At 46.8% G+C, this 23684-nt stretch carries 18 protein-coding genes; 9 read left to right on the top strand and 9 right to left on the bottom strand.

Annotated elements, in window-relative coordinates; genetic code table 11:
- Window position 1 precedes the first annotated feature (1 nt).
- Entirely contained in the window at window positions 2–256 is a 255-nt protein-coding gene (locus tag QUA47_RS12495) for a Uma2 family endonuclease (protein WP_333430975.1), read from the bottom strand.
- 86 nt (window positions 257–342) lie between these two features.
- Window positions 343–2553, bottom strand: a complete 2211-nt coding sequence (locus tag QUA47_RS12490; protein WP_333430974.1) for a Tex family protein — start codon at window positions 2551–2553, stop codon at window positions 343–345.
- Window positions 2554–2790: 237 nt separating this feature from the next.
- Between QUA47_RS12490 and QUA47_RS12485 the strand changes: the two genes are divergently transcribed.
- Together QUA47_RS12485 and QUA47_RS12480 are read left to right on the top strand one after the other, a co-directional pair.
- Complete coding sequence (locus QUA47_RS12485; protein WP_333430973.1) at window positions 2791–2940, top strand: hypothetical protein; 150 nt, start codon at window positions 2791–2793, stop codon at window positions 2938–2940.
- 3 nt (window positions 2941–2943) lie between these two features.
- Window positions 2944–3333: a Uma2 family endonuclease gene (locus QUA47_RS12480; RefSeq protein ID WP_333430972.1), complete on the top strand. Its 390-nt coding sequence runs from the start codon at window positions 2944–2946 to the stop codon at window positions 3331–3333.
- A 279-nt stretch (window positions 3334–3612) separates the two neighbouring features.
- Here QUA47_RS12480 and QUA47_RS12475 read toward each other — a convergent pair whose 3' ends face one another.
- On the bottom strand, window positions 3613–4590 hold the full coding sequence (locus QUA47_RS12475) for a class II fructose-bisphosphate aldolase (protein ID WP_333430971.1): 978 nt from the start codon (window positions 4588–4590) through the stop codon (window positions 3613–3615).
- A gap of 299 nt (window positions 4591–4889) precedes the next feature.
- Window positions 4890–5624: a phosphoadenylyl-sulfate reductase gene (locus tag QUA47_RS12470; RefSeq protein WP_190733564.1), complete on the bottom strand. Its 735-nt coding sequence runs from the start codon at window positions 5622–5624 to the stop codon at window positions 4890–4892.
- Between the two features lie 929 nt (window positions 5625–6553).
- On the opposite strand from QUA47_RS12470, the gene QUA47_RS12465 reads away from it, so the two are divergent.
- The 7 genes from QUA47_RS12465 (at window position 6554) to QUA47_RS12435 (ending at window position 18403) form a co-directional block, all read left to right on the top strand.
- Window positions 6554–6919, top strand: a complete 366-nt coding sequence (locus tag QUA47_RS12465) for a response regulator (protein WP_333287695.1) — start codon at window positions 6554–6556, stop codon at window positions 6917–6919.
- A gap of 257 nt (window positions 6920–7176) precedes the next feature.
- Entirely contained in the window at window positions 7177–7680 is a 504-nt protein-coding gene (locus tag QUA47_RS12460) for a chemotaxis protein CheW (RefSeq protein WP_190662981.1), read from the top strand.
- A 90-nt stretch (window positions 7681–7770) separates the two neighbouring features.
- Window positions 7771–13563 carry a PAS domain S-box protein gene (locus QUA47_RS12455; protein ID WP_333430970.1) on the top strand — a complete coding sequence of 1931 codons (5793 nt, stop codon included), beginning with the start codon at window positions 7771–7773 and terminating at the stop codon, window positions 13561–13563.
- 292 nt (window positions 13564–13855) lie between these two features.
- A complete protein-coding gene (locus tag QUA47_RS12450; protein ID WP_333430969.1) occupies window positions 13856–16753 on the top strand; it encodes a hybrid sensor histidine kinase/response regulator in 2898 nt (965 codons plus the stop codon).
- Window positions 16754–16975: 222 nt separating this feature from the next.
- Complete coding sequence (locus QUA47_RS12445) at window positions 16976–17452, top strand: chemotaxis protein CheW (protein WP_333430968.1); 477 nt, start codon at window positions 16976–16978, stop codon at window positions 17450–17452.
- Between the two features lie 65 nt (window positions 17453–17517).
- Entirely contained in the window at window positions 17518–18294 is a 777-nt protein-coding gene (locus QUA47_RS12440; protein WP_190736023.1) for a pentapeptide repeat-containing protein, read from the top strand.
- The gene (locus QUA47_RS12435; RefSeq protein ID WP_333430967.1) at window positions 18227–18403 is read left to right on the top strand and encodes a hypothetical protein; all 177 of its coding nucleotides are present in this window, start codon (window positions 18227–18229) and stop codon (window positions 18401–18403) included. Before QUA47_RS12440 ends, QUA47_RS12435 begins: the two co-directional genes overlap by 68 nt.
- A gap of 170 nt (window positions 18404–18573) precedes the next feature.
- Here the strand turns inward: QUA47_RS12435 and urtE are convergent, their stop codons facing one another.
- The 5 genes from urtE to QUA47_RS12410 all read right to left on the bottom strand — a co-directional run bounded on the left by urtE (window position 18574) and on the right by QUA47_RS12410 (window position 23515).
- Window positions 18574–19272, bottom strand: coding sequence for an urea ABC transporter ATP-binding subunit UrtE (gene urtE / locus QUA47_RS12430; RefSeq protein ID WP_242721685.1), 699 nt, complete (start codon window positions 19270–19272; stop codon window positions 18574–18576).
- A 127-nt stretch (window positions 19273–19399) separates the two neighbouring features.
- On the bottom strand, window positions 19400–20146 hold the full coding sequence (urtD, locus tag QUA47_RS12425; protein WP_190662986.1) for an urea ABC transporter ATP-binding protein UrtD: 747 nt from the start codon (window positions 20144–20146) through the stop codon (window positions 19400–19402).
- A 135-nt stretch (window positions 20147–20281) separates the two neighbouring features.
- Window positions 20282–21004: a TIGR00266 family protein gene (locus QUA47_RS12420; protein WP_333220064.1), complete on the bottom strand. Its 723-nt coding sequence runs from the start codon at window positions 21002–21004 to the stop codon at window positions 20282–20284.
- 186 nt (window positions 21005–21190) lie between these two features.
- Window positions 21191–22333: an urea ABC transporter permease subunit UrtC gene (gene urtC / locus QUA47_RS12415; RefSeq protein WP_333430966.1), complete on the bottom strand. Its 1143-nt coding sequence runs from the start codon at window positions 22331–22333 to the stop codon at window positions 21191–21193.
- Between the two features lie 27 nt (window positions 22334–22360).
- Entirely contained in the window at window positions 22361–23515 is a 1155-nt protein-coding gene (locus tag QUA47_RS12410) for an ABC transporter permease subunit (RefSeq protein WP_333430965.1), read from the bottom strand.
- Window positions 23516–23684: the final 169 nt, after the last annotated feature.

Genomic DNA, 23684 nt, shown 5'->3' with positions numbered 1-23684 from the left:
ACTATTCACCACTACCAAAAAAATTAGATGTCTCCTCCAAAACTTTCCTATCTGCCATGTAAGGTATGCAGCCACTTCCCCGAAGATGATTTTTCAAAAGTAGAGATATGTTCCCCATAATAATGACATGAGGTTTACTTTTTCCTGCTTTTGTATAGATTTTCCCGTGCCTGTACTCGTGTTCGATCGGATTGACTTTCTCGGCTGCTAAATAATCTTCAGGAGAGACGTAGGTGTCGCTTTTACTTGCAACCATATAATTTTGAGGTTGGTGAGGCACAATTATAGCCGTAGCTTGCGGGGCGGGACGCCATCGCCCTTTTTCAGCTTTCAGCCTTAGTTTTAACGACGGCGCGGGGCCGGAAGCCTGGCGCTATTGCCATTTTGCGGTTGCGGTTTTTCTTGCAGCTTCATCGTCAAACTAACCCGCTTTAACTTCTCATTCACCTCCAAAACCCGCACTTTCACAACTTGTCCGACTTTAACAATCTGTTTGGGGTCATCTACGAATCGATCGGCTAATTGAGAAACGTGAACCAAACCATCTTGGTGCACCCCCACATCAACAAAGGCTCCAAAGTTAGCTACATTCGTGATTATTCCTTCTAATTCCATGCCAACTTGCAAGTCGGAGATTTCTTTGATTCCTGCTTGGAAAGTGGCATATTTAAACTCGGCTCGCGGGTCTCTTCCCGGTTTTTCTAGTTCGGAAATAATGTCTCGGAGGGTTGGTTCTCCTACTTTGTCTGTGACATATTTCTTGATGTTTACAGTCTTAATTTTTTCCGAAATTTGTGTTATTTCAGTCAGAGGCAAGTCTAAATCCTTGGCGATCGCCTGCACTACCGGATAACTTTCGGGATGAACTGCTGTATTGTCCAGGGGGTTTTCGCCGCCGCGAATGCGGAGAAACCCGGCTGCTTGTTCAAAAGCTTTTGGCCCGAGTTTGGGAACTTTCAGGAGTTGGCGGCGATTTTTAAATGCGCCGTTTTCGTTGCGGTAATTGACGATATTTTTGGCAACTGTTGCCGTCATTCCCGATACAAATGTCAGCAGTTCTTTGGAGGCTGTGTTTAAGTCAACTCCGACATAATTAACGCAGCTTTCGACTGTTTCGTCGAGTTTCTTTTTGAGCAGTTTTTGGTCAACATCGTGCTGGTATTGACCGACTCCTATTGATTTCGGGTCGATTTTCACGAGTTCGGCGAGGGGGTCTTGCAAGCGCCGTCCGATGCTGACTGCGCCGCGGACGGTGATGTCGAGGTCTGGAAATTCGGCGATCGCCACTTCGCTTGCTGAATAAATCGATGCACCGGATTCATTCACCATGACTTTAATTGGTTTCCTTTCCATTTCTGCCAAAACTTCCGAAACAAATTCGTCTGTTTCTCGGGAAGCTGTACCGTTGCCGATCGCGATTAATTCAATTTTATATTTTTCAATTAAATGCTTGACAATTTTACCAGCTTGCTGGCGCTGAGCGGCTGCTTGGTGGGGGAAAATTGCTTGATATTCTAAAAATTGCCCGGTTTCGTCAAGGGCGGAAACTTTGCACCCCGTGCGAAATCCCGGATCGATCGCCAATGTGGGTTTCATTCCCGCTGGCGCCGACAGCAGCAACTCGCGGAGGTTGGTTTCAAAAGTAGCGATCGACTCGATATCAGCGACGGCTTTGTTGTGCGATCGCACTTCTGTAATTAACGAAGTCTTCATCAGTCGGTTGAAGGCATCCTTCAAAGTCGATCGATAAAACTCTTTAACTTCCGGTATCCTAGTTCTAATTTCCTGAGCTTCCAAATAAGCCATCACTGCGGATTCATCAAACGCCAGTTCCAAATCTAAAACCCCTTCCGTTTCCCCGCGAAACAGCGCTAACATATTGTGCGACTGAACGCTTCTCGCTGCAACTTGGTAATTGCGGTACATTTCAAATTTGGTGCTGCCTTCCGGGAAATCCTCTTTAATTTTCGAGACAAAAACTCCTGTTTTCATCAAAAACTCTCGCAAATAAGCGCGCAATTCGGCTTTTTCCGAAACCGCTTCCGCCAAAATATCCGCAGCACCTTTGAGAGCTTCTTCTGCTGTTTTAACGCCCTTTTCTTCCGAAATGTATTTAGCTGCTTCCGCCTCCAAATTTGCTGGTTTAGCCGTCGGTAAGTTCAGACATTTGATAAAATTCGCCAGCGGTTCCAAACCTTTTTCCCTAGCAATTGTCGCTCGCGTCCGCCGCTTGGGTTTGTAAGGCAGATAAAGGTCTTCGAGTTCGTTTTTTTGCAAACAGGATTCGATTTTTGCTTGCAGTTCTTCAGTGAGTTTTCCCTGAGAGCTAATCGTCTCTAAAATCGACTTTTTGCGCTCTTCTATTTCCGTCAGATAGGTGAAGCGATCGGAGATGTCGCGCAACTGAATTTCATTCAACAAATCCGTGCGTTCTTTGCGGTAGCGGGCAATAAACGGAATAGTTGCTCCCTCGGCGAAAAGTTCCAGAGCATTATTGACTTGAGACAGATTAATGGAAAGTTCTTGAGCAATCAGTTGAGGGATGTCGATCATAGTGCAGAATTTCGGATCAGTCGATTTGAGATTTAAGAGGTGAGATTGACTTCACAAAAGAGAGGAAGAAAAGGGTGCAATAAACGTTTTACAGGGTGTTGGCGCTAGTCCTGCAAGTATTAAAAAAATGATGTTAGCATAAATGCAGTCATTTCTCAATATTATATGTTGCTTTTTAAATAATATCCTGTGCCGCAAACAGATCCGCTGCGATCGCCCAGATAAACGCTGCCGACGATGTACGATTTACCCAGCGAAGACGCGGAGGAACCTGGTTTGCGGGACGAATTTCACGATTTGGAGCCGCAGTTGTTGAGCCTGACGTTTCTGCCTCGGAATTATCCAGCTTCTGAGATATTTAGCGGCACCGAGATGAACCTTTATTAGGACGTGCATCATACTCTGTGGCACAAGCGGCCGGATTGGTTTGGAGTTGTGGGAGTTCCCCGACATGACGATCGCTCCGAACAGCGGATGAGTTACGTTACTTGGCAGGAAGGCGTGAATCCTTTTGTAATTGTAGAACTGCTTTCGCCGGGAACAGAAAAAGAAGATTTAGGCGACAATACGGATGAGGAAAATTTGCCACCTCAGTCGGGAAACGCTGCGGGTAACGAGCCAGTTTTGGAGGCGGAGACGAAGGAGGAACCGCCGAAAAAATGGGATGTTTACGAGCCAAATTTGTGGGTTTCTGTTTATGCTGTTTTCAGCCGCTATACTAACAAATTGCGAGTGTTTGAATTGAAGGGCGGACACTATCAAGAATTAGAATTGCCCTAGTCGCGAGTGTGGATGGGTGACCTAATTTTGGGCTTGGGTTTGTGGCAGAGTTTTAGGAAATCGATCGACTGTGGCTGCGCTGGTATGATGTTGATGGCAATTGGATTCTGACTGAAGCGAAACAGCAACGGCAGCGGGCCGAGTCAGCGGAAGCTCAATTGCAGTCTTTAATTCGGTGGCTGCGGGAATCTGGCATCGACCCCGATCGATTTTTAAACGGTTAGAGAGGACTGAAGTCCTGACTAAAAACGGGTTCGCAGTCAGGACTTTAGTTTTTTTTTACTTCAACATAAGACTCAAGGCCTCACTATACACAGGCTTTAACCTTTGATCGAAACTTGATTGGTTGCGGCTTGTTTGTTTGTTGGGGGTACTCTTTGCGGTCAATTCAGCCGTCTCGACAGAGTGATGCAAATAAGCTTTACCGACAGAACCGAAAAGTTGCAGTTTGTCAGAAATGACCCATCGCATGGCATCGATAGCTTTTTCCATTATTTCCAACAAATCCGGATGTGCCTCAGAAATGCTACTTTTTAACACGTCCATATAAGCTTCGCGAACTTCTGTATTCACATTAAATTTCGATACTCCGAATTGAATACATTGATGAATCATTGATTCCGACAAGCCGCTAGCACCGTGCATCACTAACGGCACTGAAACAGCAGCCCGGATTTTTTCCAAACGAGGAAAATCTAGTTTTGGTTCGCTGAAATATTTGCCGTGAACGTTACCAATTGTTACGGCTAAAAAATCCACCTTAGTTTCTTTGATAAACTCTACTGCTGCCACTGGATCGGTCATCCTTGCGGCTTTCTCATCGATTGTCAAACCGTTTTCCCTGCCACTAATTCTGCCGATTTCTGCTTCAACTGCCGCACCGTTAGCGTGGGCTAATTTAGTCATTTCCCGGCTAAATATTAAGTTTTGTTCGTATGGCAAAGGAGAACCGTCTGCCATAATTGATTTAATGCCGGCGGCTAGACCGATGTGAATGTCTTTTTCTGAGGTGCCGTGATCTAAGTGTACTGCGATCGGCACAAAAGATGCGCGGGCCGCTTTGATGCACAGCGCGACTAAAGGCGATTTTCCGTATAGGAGGGCGCTGGGGTGAAGTTGCAGTATAGCAGGACTGTGCAGCGCTTCGGCCGCTTTGATGACGGCTTTTACTCCTTCTAGGTTGTAGACGTTAAAAGCGCCGATCGCATAACCACTTCTCAAGGCTGTGTTCAGCAATTCTCTAGTTGAGGCGAGCATATAGTACCTACTTTAAAAACTTTTCTGAATGTTGATCATTCTATCAAAGTTCTAGGCCAAACTCAGCTTGATTTGTGTTTATTTTAATTGCGAATTCTTCCGCTAGTATTAATTCTGAATGTCGATCATTATATCAAAGTTCTAGGGCAAGGTCAGCTTAATTTGTGTTTATTTTAATTGCGAATTCTTCGGCTACGATTTATGTGAAGTGCATTTATTTTTGGGTTGGGTAAGGTGCGCTAGGCGCACCCTACTATTTTTTTGGTGCGCTAGGCGCACCTTACTCCTTAAGTGATTTACTATTTTTGCGCGTTACCAGCGTGCAAACCGCACTCTTTTACGGTCGCTTCTTCCCACCACCAGCGACCTTCACGTTCGTGTTGGTTCGGCAATATCGGCTTCGTACAAGGTTCGCAACCAATACTTATAAAACCGCGTTCGTGCAACTTGTTGTAAGGGACATCCAAAGCGCGAATGTATTCCCAAACCTCTGCCGAAGACCAGTTTGCTAAGGGGTTGAATTTAATCAATTCATGGTCGGGAGTGGAGAATGCAGTGTCAACTTCAATAACTGGAATACCGTTGCGGGTACTGGGACTTTGGTCTTTCCGCTGACCAGTAATCCAAGCATCGAGAGTATTCAGTTTGCGGCGCAGCGGCTTGACTTTCCGCACGCCGCAGCATTCTTTGTGACCGTCTTGATAAAAACTAAACAATCCCTTTTCTTCTACTAGGGCTTGTACTTCTGCTGCATCGGGAAACATTACTTCTAATTTAATGCCGTAATGTTTTCTGACTTGATCCAAAAACTGATAAGTTTCTGAGTGCAGCCGTCCGGTATCTAGGGTAAAAACGCGGAAATTTTTGGTAATTTTTGAGGCAAGATCGATCAGAACTACATCTTCAGCCCCGCTGAAAGAAATCGAGATATTGTCAAAATTTTCTAGGGCAAATTTGAGAATGTCTCGCGGTGTTTTTTGACTGTATTCTGCTTCTAGCGCGGCAATGTTGAGATTTCTTTGGATGGCAACCATATTTTCGGGTTTTCGGTGTTCTTTTCCTCTAGCCCTTTATTATAGCCGATCGCCGTCTCTCCCTCACCGACTAATTTGACAATCAAGCAATGTCATCCGGGGCTGCCGGATTCATCCGTGAAACGAGAAAAAAGCTCCGAATGCTCATCACCAGCCCCCGGATTTATCAGTGGGAGCGCTTTCTTCAATTCTAAAATCTAAAATCTAAAATCTAAAATCGATTGACCGCATCTTGCAGCAGTCTTTGCGGCTGGGCCCACGATCGAGCTCAAGGATGGCGATCGCCTGCGGGTAGTAGTTTTGGTGAACCCAACACTCCTCTACTGGGTAAAATGGGACTGCCGCGCGATCCATTGAATTTGCCCCCCAATTATAAATCGCACACAATAAAATTCTTTAAATGTCCTTGTTATCCTCCTCTATTTTGACTTGTCTCATTAATAAAATAATAGCGCTCACTAAGCGATATTGGGCTGTCTTTTAACTAAAAAAAATATTTTAAAACCAGTAACAACACCGCTATAACTACTTTTAACTTGCTGTTTGTGGCGCTAATTAAAAAATTACCCTACCTCCTTTAGGCAATGGTCTCAACTAAGTGAGTGGGAATAAAGCTAAAACAATATCATAGCAAATCCTGCTTTGGTCTTCCCATCGATCCTTCTACTAAAACCTGTGGGTTTCCCAACCGCAAATTACCAACGATCCATTACTAATTGCCGATTAATTTATTCAGAGTGATTCCGTTAGCAAAGTAAATTTTTATCGCTTTTTATCGCTGACCGCCAACCTTCAGCCATACGATCGGCTATATTGTATTTGGAAGTACATTAATTTGTCCGCAAAGCGGTCTAGTCTCATCGCCGCCGGTCGCGCCAGCTTCTGAATAAACGTAGTCCGCTGTCAATAACAGCAAGGAAGTGTGGAATATGTCAAAAATTTTAGTCGTGGACGACGTTAAGAGCGAACTAGAAATCATCTGCCGCATTCTTCAAGATGCCGGAATGGATGTGATCCGGGCAGGCGACGGCGAAGAAGCGATCGCCATGATCCGCACAACCCGTCCGGCTTTGGTCGTTTTAGATGTAGTGATGCCACGAATGAACGGGTTTGAAGTGATCAGAGAATTGCGGGGCGATCGCGCAACTGCCAAATTGCCCGTAGTATTTTGTACTCATAAAAACACCGAGATCGATAAAGCTTGGGGAACTGATTTAGGCGCCGACGCTTACGTTAGCAAACCCTTTGAACCTCAGCAACTCCTCCACATAGTGCAGCGTCTGCTTTCCGCCTAATCCGAATATAAAGCGATCGGCAGCTTTCCCAAAAATATTATACCGACAAACCCCGTTTTTTTTAAGAAACTGGGTTTTTGAAACCCATAAAAGTTTTATATTTAATGATAGCAACCTGCTTGTTTGCCAACCGGCGGTTTATTTAACATAAACATTTGACGCACCAAAACTGATGCAGAAAAACTAGATCGGCGATCGACTTTAGGGTCAAAGCAAAATTCTAATTGGTAAGCTACACTATAAACAAAAAATAAGCCATGAAAATAACGGCTCCCACGGCAGGGGGGAATCAGACAAGTATAACAAAGCAATTTCTCCTGTTCGGTCAGGGAGGCAGTCTGTTCGGCATAGAATTAGAGGCAGTGCGGGAAGTCCTTTCCCTCAAGGAACAACCGATTTCCCTGGTTCCCAACACCCTGCCATTTTTGCTGGGATTAACCAACTTGCGGGGCGAAATCTTAGCAGCAGCAGACTTCGGACTGTTCGTCGGTATTGAGTCGGTTGACATCTACCACCCAAACAGCCGCATCTTAGTTGTAGAAGCGCCCGATCCGCGAGACGTGAGATTGTTGTCGAGAATCCGCCTAGGATTAGCCGTTTCCCGCGTCGAAGGAGTTTTACCTCTCCATCCCGATCGCATTGTCTCAGCACTAGATGTGAGTCCCGACCTAGCTCCATTCTTAAAAGGTCTGTACAATTCCGAAGGACGCTTGCTAATGATTGTCGATGTAGAAGCGATCGCCCATTCCGAACGCTGGTAAAAATCCACCATAAACGTAAGTCTGCAACTGCTTTGCATCAATACATTTAACTAACGATCGCCCGCATCCGATTTGCCCATCCTTAATTTTATGATCGAAATTCTCTATACCTGGATCGCAACGACTTTAACCCTGACGTTGCCTGACTTCTCCCCATCGCTGCTAGCTGGGGCTGCTAATGTCATCATTTCTGGATGTTACTTTGCCATCGCTTGGCTAATCAGCTTAGCTATGTGGCGAAACCGGCAATTCGGGTTCGACATCTTCGCCACAGTCTCAGCAGGCATATTTTGGAGCTGCGCTTTCGGCCACAGCGGCCACGCTGCCGAATACCTAGGACTGCCGCACTCTGCGGTAGTGCAAACTGTGTTCGATTGGATCACTGTAATTGCGGCGATCGCTTTTTTGAGTTTGTCGAACCGCTACGGCTTCTTAGTAGGTTCCACCCGCATCCTTAACGCTAAAAAACAAACAGAACAAGCGCTGAGCGAAACAACCCAGCGATTTCACGCAATCTTCGACCAAGCTTTTCAAGCGATCGCATTATTGGAGGCAGACGGTACTCTGATCGAAGCCAATCAGACAGCGCTAAAATTGGGCGATTTCCCAGCATCAGAAGTGCAGGGGCTGAAATTTTGGCTGACTCCAGGGTGGGCATCATCCCCAACCAACCAGCAGCGCCTAAAAACGAACATTCAACAAGTTTCTGCCGGAAATTTTGTCCGGGAAGAATACGAAATCACCGGAGCTAACAACCAGGTAACAGTAATTGACTTGTCGTTTAAGCCGCTGTTAAATGCAACAGGAGAAGTATTTCAAATCCTCGCAGAAGGCCGGGAGATTACCAAGCGCAAACAGGCAGAAGCCGCATTGCAGCAGCTAAGCGCAGAACTAGAGCAGCGAGTGAATGAAAGAACCGAGCAGATCCTGCAAACTAACGCACAATTGGAACAGGAAATTCTCGATCGCACCGCAGCCCAAGAGCAATTAAAAACCTCAGAACTATTCTTAAACAACATCCTCAACAGCATCCCCGACCCGATTTATGTCAAAGACCAACAGCACCGCTGGATTATATTAAATGATGCTTTTTGTCAATACATAGGTCACAGCAGAGAAGAACTAATTGGCAAATCTTACGACCAGTTTTTGCCCAAAGAGGAAGCCCAGAGATATCGAGAAAAAGACGAATTAGTTTTATTGACAAATACCAGCAGCGAAATCCAAAAAACCCTCATAGACCCAGCAGGAAACACCCGCTTTCTCTCCGCCAAAAAATCTACATTTGTAGATACCGACGGCAGGAAATTTCTCGTTTCCGCGATGAGAGATATCACCAAGCGCGTGCAAATGGAAGAACAACTGCGACAGACACTCGCTGAAGTAGAAAGCTCCCAAAACTTGCTGCGGACAGTCATTGACGCTACGCCAGACTGCATATTTGTCAAAGATCGAAACTCGCGCTATACCCTAGTCAATGCAAGTTTCGCCACCGCCTTCGGCAAAACTCAAGCAGAAATTATGGGCAAAGACGACGCAGAAATAGGCATATCGGTCGATCGAATCTTTGGCAGCTTCCAGGCCCAAACCGATTCCCAGAACCAAATCCAAAACTTCCGGGCAGACAACCATCTGGCCCCGAACTCCAACGACTCAGCCACCTTAGCCGACGGCAAAGTACACAGCTTCGACACGCTGAAATTGCCTCTCAAAGACGCAGAAGGCAACACTTTAGGAATGCTCGGCTTGGCACGCGACATCACACAGCGCCGCAAATCTGAACAAGAACTATTGCGGTTCAAAGCAATTTTAGAAACCACCACAGACTGGGTAGGCATCGCCGACTCCCAACAGCGCACCATTTATCTCAACCGCGCAGCCAGAGAAATGTTGAGAGTTGGCGAAAACGCAGATGTAGCCGGATTCAGCATTTCCGACCTGACATCGCCCAAAAGTATCGACACTCTTCTCAACGTCGGCATCCCCGCAGCTTGCCGGGATGGGACCTGGAGCGGCGAGGCAACGTGGCGAACTTTAGACGGCCAAGAAATACCAGTTTCTCAAGTAATTATTGCTAACAAATCCGAGAAGGGAGAAATTGAATTTCTGTCAACGATCGCCCGCAACATTACAGAAAGCAAGCGCACAGAAGAAGCCTTGCAGCAGAACTTGCAAATGCTTGACCTGGCAAGCGACGCCTTGATCGTTCGGGATATGGACGGCACGATTAATTATTGGAATCAGGGAGCCGAACGGATGTACGGCTGGACAAAAAAAGAAGCCTTGGGGAAACTCACCCATATTCTATTGCACAGCATTTTTCCCCAGCCTTTAGCAGCTATAGTGGCACAGTTAGAAGAGCAGGATTATTGGGAAGGAGAAATAATTCACACCACAAATTATGACACCAAAATTACCGTATTCAGTCGCTGGAATTTGCAGCGAAACGAACAGGGAAAACCGAAAGCAATTTTAGAAACTAACAACGATATTACGGAGCGCAAGCAAGCCGAAATCGAAAAGGAAAGATTGATTTCGATCGTAGAAAACAGCTCGGATTTTATCGGCACGGCAACCATGGAGGGACAGGGAACATACCTGAATGCCGCTGGACTTAAACAAGTAGGATTGCAAAATATTGAACAAGTCAAAAGCAAAAGTATGTATGACTTCTTCTCAGTAGAAGATGCTAAGATTTTCAAAGAAGAAATCGTGCCGGCTACTGTACGAGACGGTTTTTGGCAGGGTGAATTCCGCTTGAGGAACTTTCAAACCGGCCAAGACTTTCCGGTTGACTTTACCCTATTTACAGTCAAAAACCCAGAAACCGACGAGCCTATGGGGTTCGCAACAGTTACTCGCGACATCAGCGATCGCAAACGCGCAGAAGAGATGCTGCGCGATCGCGAAAGACTATTCCGAGCCATTTTCGACCAATCGTTCCAATTAATAGGGCTGCTCAAACCAGACGGAACCGTTTTGGAAGTCAACCAAACAGCCCTCGCCGTCGCCGGAGTGGAGCGCGAAGACTTCCTAGGCACGCAGTTTGTAGATAATTTGTGGTGGCAAATTTCCCCAGAAGCCAAGCAAAAAGTGCAAGCTGCGCTCGCAAAAGCCGCCGCCGGCGAGGTAGTCCGCTACGAAGCCGACGTGCTCGTTGCTGGGGGTGCTGTGATAACTGTGGACTTCTCCCTCAAGCCGATCGTAGACGACAGTGGCAAAGTCGTGCTGCTGATTCCCGAAGCTCGCGACATCAGCGATCGCAAAGCCCTAGAACGAGAATTAGTTGTGCGTCAAACCCGCTTTGACGCATTTTTCAAAGCCGCCCCGGCCTCAATGTTTATTTTTGACGAGCAGTTGCGCTTCGTGCAAGTCAACGATAAATTAGCGGAAACCACCGGCCCCTCAGTGGCCGAACACCTCGGTAAGACGGTGAGGGAAGTTGTACCCGAAATGGTCGATACCCTACAGCCGATGTTGCAGCAAGTTCTCGTCACCAACCAACCGTTGTTAAACGTTGAAATGTCTGGCTCAACCTTAAACCAACCGGGCGTCGTGCGAGATTGGCTAGCATCATACTTTCCTTTGCCGGGCTCTGACGGCAAACCCATCGGTGTCGGGGGTGTGGTGATCGAAATTACCGAGCGCAAAAAAGCAGAAGAAGAGCGCGATCGATTTTTTACCCTTTCCCTAGACTTGGTTTGTATTATAGGTTTTGAAGGCAAATTCAAGCGCATCAATCCCTCTTGGGAAAAAACACTCGGCTACAAGGCGCATGAACTTGAAGACAACTATTATATCGATTTAGTCCATCCAGACGATCGCGAATCAACCATAGAACAAGCGGAAAAAGTAGCCAGCGGCGCCGAATTAAAGTCTTATGAAAATCGCTACCGCTGCAAAGACGGTTCCTACAAGTGGTTGTCGTGGAAAGTGCGACCTGTAACCGAACTAAAGCTCATGTATGCAGTCGCTCGCGACGTTACCGAAAGCAAACACGCGATGGTGCAACTGGAAAAAACAACAGCCCAATTAGCCAGTTCAGAAGACCAATTTCGCCAGCAAAGCAATCTCTTGCAACTGCTCATAAACAGCATTGGCGACGGCATAATTGCTGCCGACGAAAATAGCAATTTTATTTTGTTCAACCCCGCCGCCGAAGATATCTTTGGCACGGGTTCGACAGAGACTCTTCCCAACGAATGGTCGGCAAAATACGGTTTATTCTTGCCCGATACCGTAACTCCCTATCCCCCAGCAGAAATACCCTTAGCGCGCACGGTGCGAGGAGAATCCGTTGACGAAGTAGAGCTTTTCACCCGCCACGCAGGTAAGCCTGACGGCCTGTGGGTCAAAATTAACGGCCGGCCGCTCAAAGACGAAAGGGGGGCGCTTAAAGGCGGCGTAATCGTTTGTCGCAACGTCACCGAACAAAAAGCATCCCAGCAGCAAATGCAGCAGTTGGCCCAGACACAGGAACGCTTGCTGCAAGAACTAAAAACTCGGCAAAATGCCCTAGACGAAGCTGCGATCGTCAGCGAAACTGATGTCCAAGGCGTGATTACCTACGTCAACGACAGATTTATTGAAATCTCCGGTTACAACATAGGAGAACTCCTGCACCGCAACCACCGCCTCGTCAATTCCGGCTACCATCCCAAATCATTTTTTGAAGAAATGTGGGTGACAATTTCTCGCGGTTTGGTGTGGAAAGGGGAAGTCAAAAACCGGCGCAAAGATGGCTCGTTTTATTGGGTAGATTCGACGATCTCTCCCATTTTTGATACCACCGGCACCATAGTTAAATATATTGCCATTCGCTTTGACATCACCGAGCGCAAAGAAGCAGAAGAACGACTAGGAAAATTGGCAGCAGAACGTAAAGCTGAAGCTGATTCTCTGACGCAGCAAGTCCTTAAATTGTTGGGAGAAATTAAAGGCGCGGCTCAAGGTGACTTGACAGTCAGGGCGGAAGTTACTAACGACGTTTTAGGTGCTGTCGCCGACTCTTTCAACTTCTTAATCGGTTCTCTGCGGAAAGTGGTAACGGGAATTCAAACTTTAGCCGAACAGGTAACATCTGCCACCGACGAGTCAATTAACAATACCAGTCAACTCACCCAACAGGCAGAAATTCAAGCAGCAAAAATATCTGCCATCATGCGCGAAATCGAGCGGATTGTGAATTCGATCCGCGACGTGCGAGATGTTTCGGTGCGGGCGGAAACAGTGGCTCAGCAGTCTTCTCAAACGGCTGAAGTCGGCGGTATGGCGGTCGATCGAGCTGTCGAAGGCATTAACGGGCTCCGGTTGACGATCGCCTCTACCTCGAAAATGATGAAGCGTTTGGGGGAATCTTCGCAGCAAATTGGCAAAATTGTGACTTCGATTTCTCAACTTGCTTCGCAAACTAATTTATTAGCTCTGAATGCTACTATTGAGGCGGCGCGAGCCGGCGAACAAGGTTTAGGCTTTGCAGTTGTTGCTGAAGAAGTGCGGAAATTAGCAGAAAGATCCGCCGGCGCTACTGAGGAAATCTCGGAAATTGTCGGTACAATTCAAGAAGAAATCAGCCGCGTGATGAAGGCAATGGAATCCGGGACGCTGGAGGTAGTGGAAGGCACTAAGCTGGCAAGCGAAGCTAAAACTCACCTCAATGCCATCATCGAAGTTAGTCGAGAAATGAATGCTTTGGTGCAGAATATTACTATCGCATCTGCCAAGCAAACTGTTTCGGCTGAGGGAATTGCTAACAGTATGCAGCAAGTCAACGAGATTGCTAACACGACTGCACAAAAAGGTGCGGATGTCAAAGCATCTTTGGACGACCTGTCTGGTTCTCTGGGCCAATTGCAAAAGTCGGTGGCGAATTTCCGCAGTTAGTTGAGTTAACTGTTGACAGTTGACAGTTAACTGTTCTCTGTGGACTGTTGATTGACAGTTAACTGTTCTCTGTGGACTGTTATACGAATCACTAATAACTATCGTTGTTGTCGGGGCGGGTTGACAAATATCCTGAATGCGAATTTATAGATAATCGTGAACCAACCCTGACAACAATTACAGTTAAATTACGGCAAATATTATATATATAAACTGCCAACAGACAACAAACAACAGTTAACTGTCAACAGACAACAGTTAACTGTCAACAGACAACAGACAACAAACTAATATGAATGATGACGATTTAAACGAATTAATAGATGCTTTTACCGCAGAATGCGAAGAGTTTCTCCAGTCGATGGAGACGAACCTACTGGCGATGGAATCTGCGGGTTTGAAAGAGCGACAAGCAGCAGTTAAAGAAATGTTTCGGGCGGCTCACTCGATTAAAGGTGCGGGTTCGATGTTGGGCTTTCAAAACGTGTCTGTCGCAGCTCATACGCTGGAGGACTGTTTTGTCATTTTGCGCGATCGCACAGACTTGTCGGCTCTGGAACCGACTACTGTGAGTGTTTTGCTGCAGGGGGTGGATGCTCTCAAAAAGATTACGATCGAATCAGTTCAACACTCCGATGTCACAACTCCAGATCAAACGGAAAACTTGGAGGCGATCGCCCAAATTTTCGCTCAGTTGCAGGCCAAGTACGGCAAGTCAGAACCGGCGCCAGTCCCCGCAGTCAGCCAATCTGCCGCCCCGGAAACCCTGAAACAGATTTTTGAACACCAAGTGCCGGCACTCTTCAATCGCCTAGAAACCGAGCTTTCCCAAGCTTCCGAGGCAGATTTGGCAAAAAGCGTCACCGCCCTCAACCAGGTTTACTACCAACTTTCCGGTTTGGCTGGAATGCTGCTATTGCCGGAATTTGGGGAAATCGCCGCAGCCCTCAGGGCTTTGATCGACTCTCCCGACTTGACTCTACAACGGTTGCAATCCGAGGGTTGGGCGATCGCCCAAAACTTGCAAATCGCACGCCAACAAATATTGGAAGGAAGGGCGATCGACCTCCCCGAAATCTCCCCCTCCCCGACTCCCCCCGACTCCCCCCGACTCCCCGACTCCCCGACTCCCCCCGACTCCCCCCGACTCCCCGACTCCCCGACTCCCCCGGAAATCTCCCTCTCCCCCTCCCCGACTCCCCCGGAAATCTCCCCCTCCCCCTCCCCGACTGTCCCCCCCTCCTCGACTCTCCCAGTCCCCAACCCGCAAAGGCCGACAATCCGGGTAGACTTAGAACGCTTAACTGAATTGGTGAATCTAGTCGGGGAATTAGTCATCAACCGTACAAATTTAGAACTTCAAGAATCCGAACTGCGCGGCGAAGTCAAGCGCATCCGCCGCAATATCGTAGATTTGAGCCAATTCGGCGGTCAGTTGCGAGAAGAATACGACAGACTCAGCTTTGCAGAGTGGAGGGGGGGAAACGGGAACTCTGGATTGGGAAAACTTGCAGCAGCAGAGACAGAATTCCCAACGATCGCTAACGGCAAATCCTCTCCGGCCCATGCTCACTTCGATATCTTAGAGATGGATCGTTATACAGAGTTCCACTCGACAGCCGCAGAAGTCATCGAAACTGCCCAAGCAATTTCTCACTCCGCCACCAAATTAGACACCTTAGCGATGAAATTCGAGCGCAGTACCGACCAACTGCGCCGCATTACCGAACAACTACGCAGCCGCGTCATGCAGTTGCGAGTCGTGAGTTTCAGTCGCGCCGTCGATCACTTGCCCAGAGCCCTGCGGGAGATGTGCCTCACATACGATAAGGAAGTCAACTTGCTGCTAGTGGGAAGAGATACCAAAATTGACGAAAGTTTGCTCGACGCTTTGCGCGACCCCTTAATACACTTAGTGAGAAACGCTTTCGACCACGGCATCGAAATGCCCGAAGTTCGGAAAGCCAGCGGCAAGCCCGCCAGCGGTCAAATAGAAATAGAAGCCCGCCACCAAGGCGGCCAAACGATTATTACTGTCGCCGATGACGGCAGAGGCATTGACCCGGAAATGATTCGCCGTAAAGTTGTCACAAAGGGTTTGGCTACGGAGGAACAAGCTCAAGAATTTTCCATTGCCGAACTCTACGATTTTCTGTTTTGGTCGGGTTTCAGCACTACAGAAGGAGTCAGCGACCTTTCGGGGCGGGGAGTCGGGCTCGACGTGGTACGAACAAATTTGCGGACTGTGCGGGGGAGTGTGAAGGTAGACTCTCGCCTGGGAAAAGGTACGAGTTTTATTATCAAACTGCCGCTGCTGCTGTCGATTACTGATGCACTGATGGTGAGGACAGATCACAATAAAATAGCAGTGCCGCTGGATGCAGTCGAGGAAATTCTGCACATTAAAGCCTCGGAAGTTCACATCGCCGGCAATCAGCCGATGCTGTGGTGGCGGGAGGAATTTATTCGTTTGGTGAGGATGCAAGATTTGCTCGAATACAGCGTCGTCGGGCCGGATGCCCCCTCTCCTGACCCTTTGACCCAAGACGAAATTCCTGTCCTGGTTTTGGCTTCTACCGAAGGAATGCTGGCGGTGGCCGTGGAACGGCTGATCGGTCAGCAGGAAATAGTGGTTAAACCTTTGCCACCGCCTCTATCCAAACCTCGCGGCGTTTTGGGGACTACGATTTTGGGGGACGGGCGCGTGGTGAATATTCTGGATGTGGACGATTTGGTGGGCCAACCTGGGGTAAATAGTTCGATCGCCGCTGTCTCCGGTAAAGTGCAGGAGATACCGCCGAGTTCGAGTCAGTCACCGCAGATTTTGGTAGTGGATGATTCCTATACAATTCGCCAGTTGCTGTCTCTGACGCTGACTCGTGCTCGCTACCGGGTGGTACAGGCTAAAGACGGTGTGGATGCCCTGGAAAAGTTGCAAAATGGTCTTGATTGCAGTTTGGCGATCGTCGATATTGAAATGCCCCGGATGGATGGATTTGAATTGTTGCGATCGATCAGATCGACCGAGCGCTTTGCTAAGATTCCCGTAGCCATGCTGACATCCCGTAGCGGGGAAAAACATCGGCAAATGGCAATGGAATTAGGCGCAAATCAATACTTCACCAAACCTTACAGCGAAGCCCAACTTTTACAAGCTATTCCCAAATTAATCCACCAATCAATAATTTAATTCACAATCTCAAATTTCCAATCAAATAATCCCTCATCTCAAACACAACTTAGGCAAAAAGTAATTGAACACGCGAATTATAGAGGAAAGATACGCAGCCGACTCACCTACTAAAATCCAATAATTTTCACTTTCCAATCAAATAATCTTCAATCTTCAATTATCAATCAAATAATCTTCAATTATCAATCAAAAATTCTAAAATCTAAAATATAAAATCCAATGACTCACGCCAATTACAATCGCCGATTTCGGAGCAAGAAACAAGCCACTGTTAGAATTGCCCCTCAAAAATTTGTTTCCTTTGAACTAGGAAATATTTACTATGCTGTTCCTATTGAACGAGTGGAGCGCATTGTTAAAAACTTTAATGCCTACGGTATTTTACCTAACGGTAATAGTTTATTGCGGCATCAAGAAGAACTGATTACCATAATTAATTTATCCACAATATTTCCCAGCAGTCCGAGCTTTGCTGAGTGCAAATACCTGATTATTTGTACCTTAAATAAAAGCGATCGGTTGGGGATTCCCATTCCTGATATGCCAAAAATTTTGGAAATTACCGAAGAAAGCTTCTGCGAAATTCCCGAATTGTACCGTCAACAGGAACTGCCTTCGGTAATAGAAAAGTTAATTCGCGCACCTGATGGTTCCGAAGTTTTTTATCTGAATTTTGATCTACTTAGCGAAATGTAGGGTGTTCACTTTTCGAGGTATTATACCAGATGAATGGTATTTATGAAACAAAAACTTATTGATTTATGAAAAAACTCACAATCATGTCGATCGCCCTACTAATTTTTGCAGGAACTCTCGAACTGCCGAAGGTGGGGCTACAACTAAGTGCGATCGGGCAAATAGAAACACCCCAACCAATCCCAACACCACAACCAATCCAAACACCCCAACCCCTCCAAACACCCCAACCCATCCCAACCCCCCAACCAATCCCAACACCCCAACCACAAACGCCCCAACCACAAACACCCCAACCAATCCAAGCACCCCAACCCATCCAAACCCCCCAACCAATCCAAACACCCCAACCAAAAGCAAACGACCCCACAAAACTCGGCTACGTCTCCCCAGAATTTGCCGAAAATTTCTCCCAGCAACAAATCGACCAAATCAACGCCAACGTCGAAATGCTGCTGCTAACTCAAAGCTGCTCCCGCTGCGACCTCCGAGCCGTAAAATTAGTTAACATTAACTTAAAAAATCCCATCCTTACAGGAGCAGATTTATCAGATGCCAACCTCAGCGGTAGTCGCTTCGAGATCTCAGATTTTGTCAACACCAATCTAGCTCGCACAAACTTAAGCGGAGCCGAATTAGTAGGAGCGAGAATCAGCAACGCTAACCTCAGAAAAGCTAACTTGACAAAGACAAATTTAGACGGTGCAGACCTGCGATTTTCCGACTTGAGAGATGCCAATCTTTCCGATGCCAACCTCCGCAATGCTAATATAGATGGCGCTAGTATCGATCGAGCAAGTATGGCCGGCACCACAATGCCAGACGGTCGAAAAAATCAATAATATAGCAGAAGGAAGAAGGAAGAAGGAAGAAGGAAGAAGGAAGAAGGAAGAAAGAAGAAGGAAGAAGGAAGAAGGAAGAAGGAAAATGCCTCGTTTCCTGGGCGATTGAAATCGCTTATTGTCAAACTTTTGTCCGCCTACGGAGACTGAATACAAGTTTTTTGATTCCTTGTTCCCAGACTCTGCTTGGGAATAAATATCTAGAGGCTCTACCTCGTTGCCTCGTTTCCCTCTTCCCTCTTCCTTCTTCCCTCTTCCTTCTTCCCTCTTCCTTCTGAATCAAACAGCCAAAAACCTCTGAATCACCTCATCACTTAATTCGCTAGTGCTTCCAGAAGCCACAATGCCGCCTTTTTGCATAGCATAATACCAGTCAGCTTGCCGCACAAAATGCAAATGTTGCTCCACCAACAAAACAGAAATTCCCCTAGTCGCAACCACACGGCGCACCGCAGCTTCAATATCTAAAATAATCGACGGCTGAATCCCTTCCGTAGGTTCATCCAAAACCAGCAACTGCGGCTCACCCATCAAAGCCCTAGCAATAGCTAACTGCTGCTGCTGTCCCCCGCTCAAATCACCTCCCAGGCGATCGAGCATAGTTTTCAAAACCGGAAATAACTCAAAAATTTCATCAGGAACTTCAGGATTTTTGATTTTGGTTGGTTTCGCTTCTAAACCCAACAATAGATTTTCTTTAACCGTCAAACGTGGAATAATTTCACGTCCTTGAGGCACATAACCAATGCCTAATCTAGCCCGCTGGTGAGTCAACTTAGAAGCAATAGATTCTCCGCCAAAAGCAATAGTGCCACTGCGGGGTTGCAGCAACCCCATAATCGTTTTTAGCATAGTAGTTTTGCCCACACCATTGCGGCCGATCAAGCAAACCATTTGCCCCGCCCTGACGCTTAAATCGACATCGCGCAAAATGTGACTTTCACCGTAGTAAACATTCAAATTAGAGACTTGTAGCATAGTTTTAAATTGGTAATTGGGCAGGGAAATTAGTAGCAACTAACAAATAACTTCTTCCTTCTTCCTTCTTCCTTCTTCCTTCTTCCTTCTTCCTTCTTCCTTCTTCCTTCTTCCTTCTTCCTTCTTCTTACTCTTCCGGTTTGCCCAAATATACCTCAATTACGCGATCGTCATTTTGCACCTCATCCATAGTCCCCTCACACAAAACCGCACCCTGATGCAACACCGTCACCTGCCGCGCAATTTGCCGCACAAACTCCATATCGTGTTCAATTACCAACACCGAATGACTTTCCGCCAGCGAAATCAGCAACTCTCCAGTTAACATCGTTTCCTCATCCGTCAAACCCGCCACAGGTTCATCTACCAACAACAAATCAGGAGATTGAGCCACCAACATTCCAATTTCCAACCATTGCTTTTCCCCGTGAGAAAGCAAACCAGCCGAAATATCAGCTTTAGCAACTAAACCAATTGTTTCTAACAAACCGGAAACCGTGCGTTTTTCAGCAGGAGAAGCAGGCTTAAACAAAGTCGAAAAAACATTTTTATGGCGGCTGCAAGACAATTCCAAATTTTCGCGTGGCGTTAAATTTAAGTAAACTCGCGGTGTCTGAAACTTGCGACCAATTCCCAAGCGCGAAATCCTATCTTCCGACAACTTGCGTAAATTTTGTCCCTTAAATAACACCCTGCCCTCTGTCGGCTGCACCTTCCCGGTAATTGAATCGAGAAAAGTTGTTTTGCCCGCACCATTGGGGCCAATAATAACTCGCAGTTCGCCCGCATCCATACTAAAATTTAAACCGTTTATGGCTTTAAAACCATCAAAACTAACAGTCAAGTTTTCTATTTCTAAGACTTTTCCATTCATAATTAACAATTCACTCACTAATGAAGAACAACCCATACCCCTTGTAGGTACGTAAGGCAAATATCTTCCCTTCTTAAGGAGATTTTTGGCCCTTCTCTGACAGCATACTTACTACTTTTTGCTGGCAGTTTACTCTCAAGTAAAACTGCTAGAACTGCTCGACAGTGGAGATGGAGCGGCAGCCATAATTCGCTCAGCTAATTTCGAGAGCGGCAGACTTTGCAAATACACTTTTCCAGGCCCGGTTAGCTTGACTAAAAACAAGCCTTCGCCGCCAAATAGAGCATTTTTAAACCCGCCCACAAACTGAATATCGTAATCTACAGTCGGCGCAAAAGCTACCAAACAACCAGTGTCCGCTCGCAACACTTCGCCAACTCCCAAATTTTTCTCAACTATTGTTCCTCCCGCATGAACAAAAGCTAGCCCGTCACCCTGCAATTTTTGCAGGATAAAACCTTCTCCGCCAAAGAAACCGGCACCGAGCCGCTTGGTGAATGCTACCTCAATTTCAATGCCGTTGGCTGCACAGAGAAATGAGTCTTTTTGACACAAAAATTTACCGCCAAGTTGCCCTAAATCTAGGGGAATTACTTTACCCGGATAGGGCGCGGCAAAAGCGACGCGGGCCTTACGATTTCCGGCGTTGACAAAGGTGGTAATGAAAAAACCCGCTCCTGTCAGCATTCGTTTGAAACCTTGAAATAAGCCGCCGCCTGTGGATGTTTGCATTTGGATGTCGCCTTCCATGTATGTCATGGTTCCAGCTTCAGCCCTAACGCCTTCTTTGGGGTCGAGTTCAATCTCGATGAGTTGCAAATCGTCGCCGTAGATTTTGTAGTCAATAATATCTGCCATATGTTGACCCTCAAGTTAAAGAACGAAGCTGTTTGCTAGGGATATCTAAGTAGGTGGACATATATATTGCGTCTCCTCCGAGAGAAACGCAGCTTTTCCCAATTCTATTGTGATTGCTTTGTTTGTCTCTTGCAAGTGAAATTAATTTATTTCCACCTACTTATAAATTACACGATATTTTTGCACTCAATGTTCAAGTTCTTCTTTTTCGAGCTGCACTTGGGGGTCTTGTTCCAGGCTGGGGTAAGTAGATACGTACTTCGGTTTTCTGAACAGGGCGCGGATGTGGTCGAAACTTTGATCTTGCAGCCATCCGACTATGCCGTCGGGCAGGACTGTTACTACTATTAAGAATAGCGCGCCTTGGAAAAATAGCCACACTTCGGGAAATTGTTCGCTCAAGAAACTCTTGCCAAAGTTGACTAGCAACGCTCCCAGTATTGCTCCCGATAATGTGGCGCGACCTCCCACTGCGACCCAGATTACCATTTCAATTGAAAAGGCAATATCCATTGCTTTTGGCGAAATGATTCCGGTTTGTACGGTAAATAATGCGCCTGCAATCCCGGCTAAGCCGGCGGAAATTGCAAAGACTAAAACTTTGTAGCCTGTGGGATTGTAACCTGAGAAACGCAGGCGCACTTCGTCGTCGCGAATGGCAACTAGCAGGCGGCCGAAACGCCCGCTGGTCAGCCATCGGCAGAGGGCGTAAGTTGCGGCTAGAAATAGTATGGTGAGAATGTAGAAAATATATTGAGTATCTCGGTCATTGACTGTGGCTCCGAACAGGGTTTTAAAGTCGGTGAGTCCGTTAGTGCCGTTAATCAGTTTTTGCTGACCGTTAAAGAAGTTGAAAAATACAATGGTTGCTGCTTGGGTAAGAATTGAAAAGTAAACGCCTCGAATTCGATTGCGGAATACTAAATAACCTAAAAGTGCGCCCAAGATGGCGGGGATGAGAACTACTGCTAATGCTGAGAAGGGAAATGAATAAAATGGTTGCCAAAACCAGGGGAGTTCGGTAACGCCGTAGAGGTTCATAAATTCTGGCAATTGACTGCTGGCGGTTGGGGGAATTTGCAATTTTAGGTGCATGGCTAAGGCGTAGCCGCCGATCGCAAAAAATACGCCGTGTCCGAGACTCAGCAAACCGGTGTATCCCCAAATCAAGTCTATGCCGAGGGCGGCAATTGCTAGTGCTAAAAATCGCCCCAATTGATTGAGCCGAACGTCGGGGAGTATTCCTGGGATGAGTAAGATGAATGTGAGGGCGATCGCGCTGACAATTGCCGCTTCTTTTAACCAGGGTTTTTGATGTGTTTTCTGCATTTTTCGCTACACTCGCAGTTATAATTTTTAATTTTCTACTGTCCGCCCTTTTTGCGGGAAAATCCCTCCCGGCTTCACTTGCAGAAAAGCCATAATTAAGGCGAATACCATCACTTTTGCCATGCTGGTTGTGGCGAAAAATGTGAAGAAGTCGGCTAAAGGCTTGACAGGAGCGAATATTATTGCTAAGGTTCCCGAACCGATCAGGTAATTTGCAGTGCCGATCGCGATCGCAGCAACTACACTCCCCACAATCTTGCCGACACCGCCCACAACCACCACCATAAAGGTATCGACTATATAATTTTGTCCCGTATTTGACCCTACGGAACCGATCAAACTAATCGCGCACCCAGCGACACCTGCCAACCCGGAACCCAAAGCAAAAGTCAGGGCGTCTACTTGTTCGGTAGGAATTCCCAAACACGCACTCATGCTGCGATTTTGCGTCACGGATCTAATCCGCAATCCCCACACAGACTTTTGCAAAAATAGGTAAATTCCCGCCAAACAAATTCCGGTCAGGACAATAATAAAAATTCGGGCGTAGGGCAACTGAAAATTGCCCAGCGGTATGCCGCCCCGCAACCATTTGGGTGCAGTTACGTCCACATTTTGAGCGCCAAACCAAGGTTGAGTTACTGCCAGTTTGTAAGTTTGCCCTAAAAAGGCGCTCACCGCCCAGGAAATACCCAAAGATAAAGGCAAAATTATCGCGATAATTTTGCTGCGAATGCGATCGAAATCCAGGCGAGATTTCAGCACCCGCAAACCGCCAAAAAACAGCACACAAAACACCGCAAGCCCAATTACCAGCACCCAACTAACGCTGCGGACAAACTGCTGCAAAATTAAACTTACGCCCCAAGTTGCCAGCAGAGTTTCTAGCGGCCGCCCGTAAAGATAGCGAATCACTCCGCGTTCGAGAATTAATCCTACCAATGCAGCTACTAAAAAAGCTAGGGGAATTGCAAATAAAATGTATGTTTCAAAGGCAAATCCTCCCATACCTTTGAAGACATTTTGCACCACGAAAGTTGTATAAGCCCCCAGCATCATCAACTCGCCATGAGCCATATTAATCACGCCCATCAGCCCGAAAATAATCGCTAGTCCCAGGGCTGCAATTAGTAAAACTGCGCCGATGCTAATGCCGTTAAATAAACCATCTAATATCGCCAATTTTGTTACTCCTGCATCAAGTCGGTTAACTTTGTTCGCGGATAATTAGGGGCGGATTTTACCCCCTTGGTGTCAACTTAAGCGTCAAGTTTTCTATAAATTATGCTTAGAGTGAGTATCTCGATACCCCTAAATCTCCCTGAATCAGGGGGACTTTGAAGACTCCTGT

It is taken from the genome of Microcoleus sp. MON2_D5 (genome assembly GCF_036701905.1).
Taxonomy (GTDB): Bacteria; Cyanobacteriota; Cyanobacteriia; order Cyanobacteriales; family Microcoleaceae; genus Microcoleus.
This window is presented reverse-complemented; position numbering and strand designations above follow the sequence as displayed.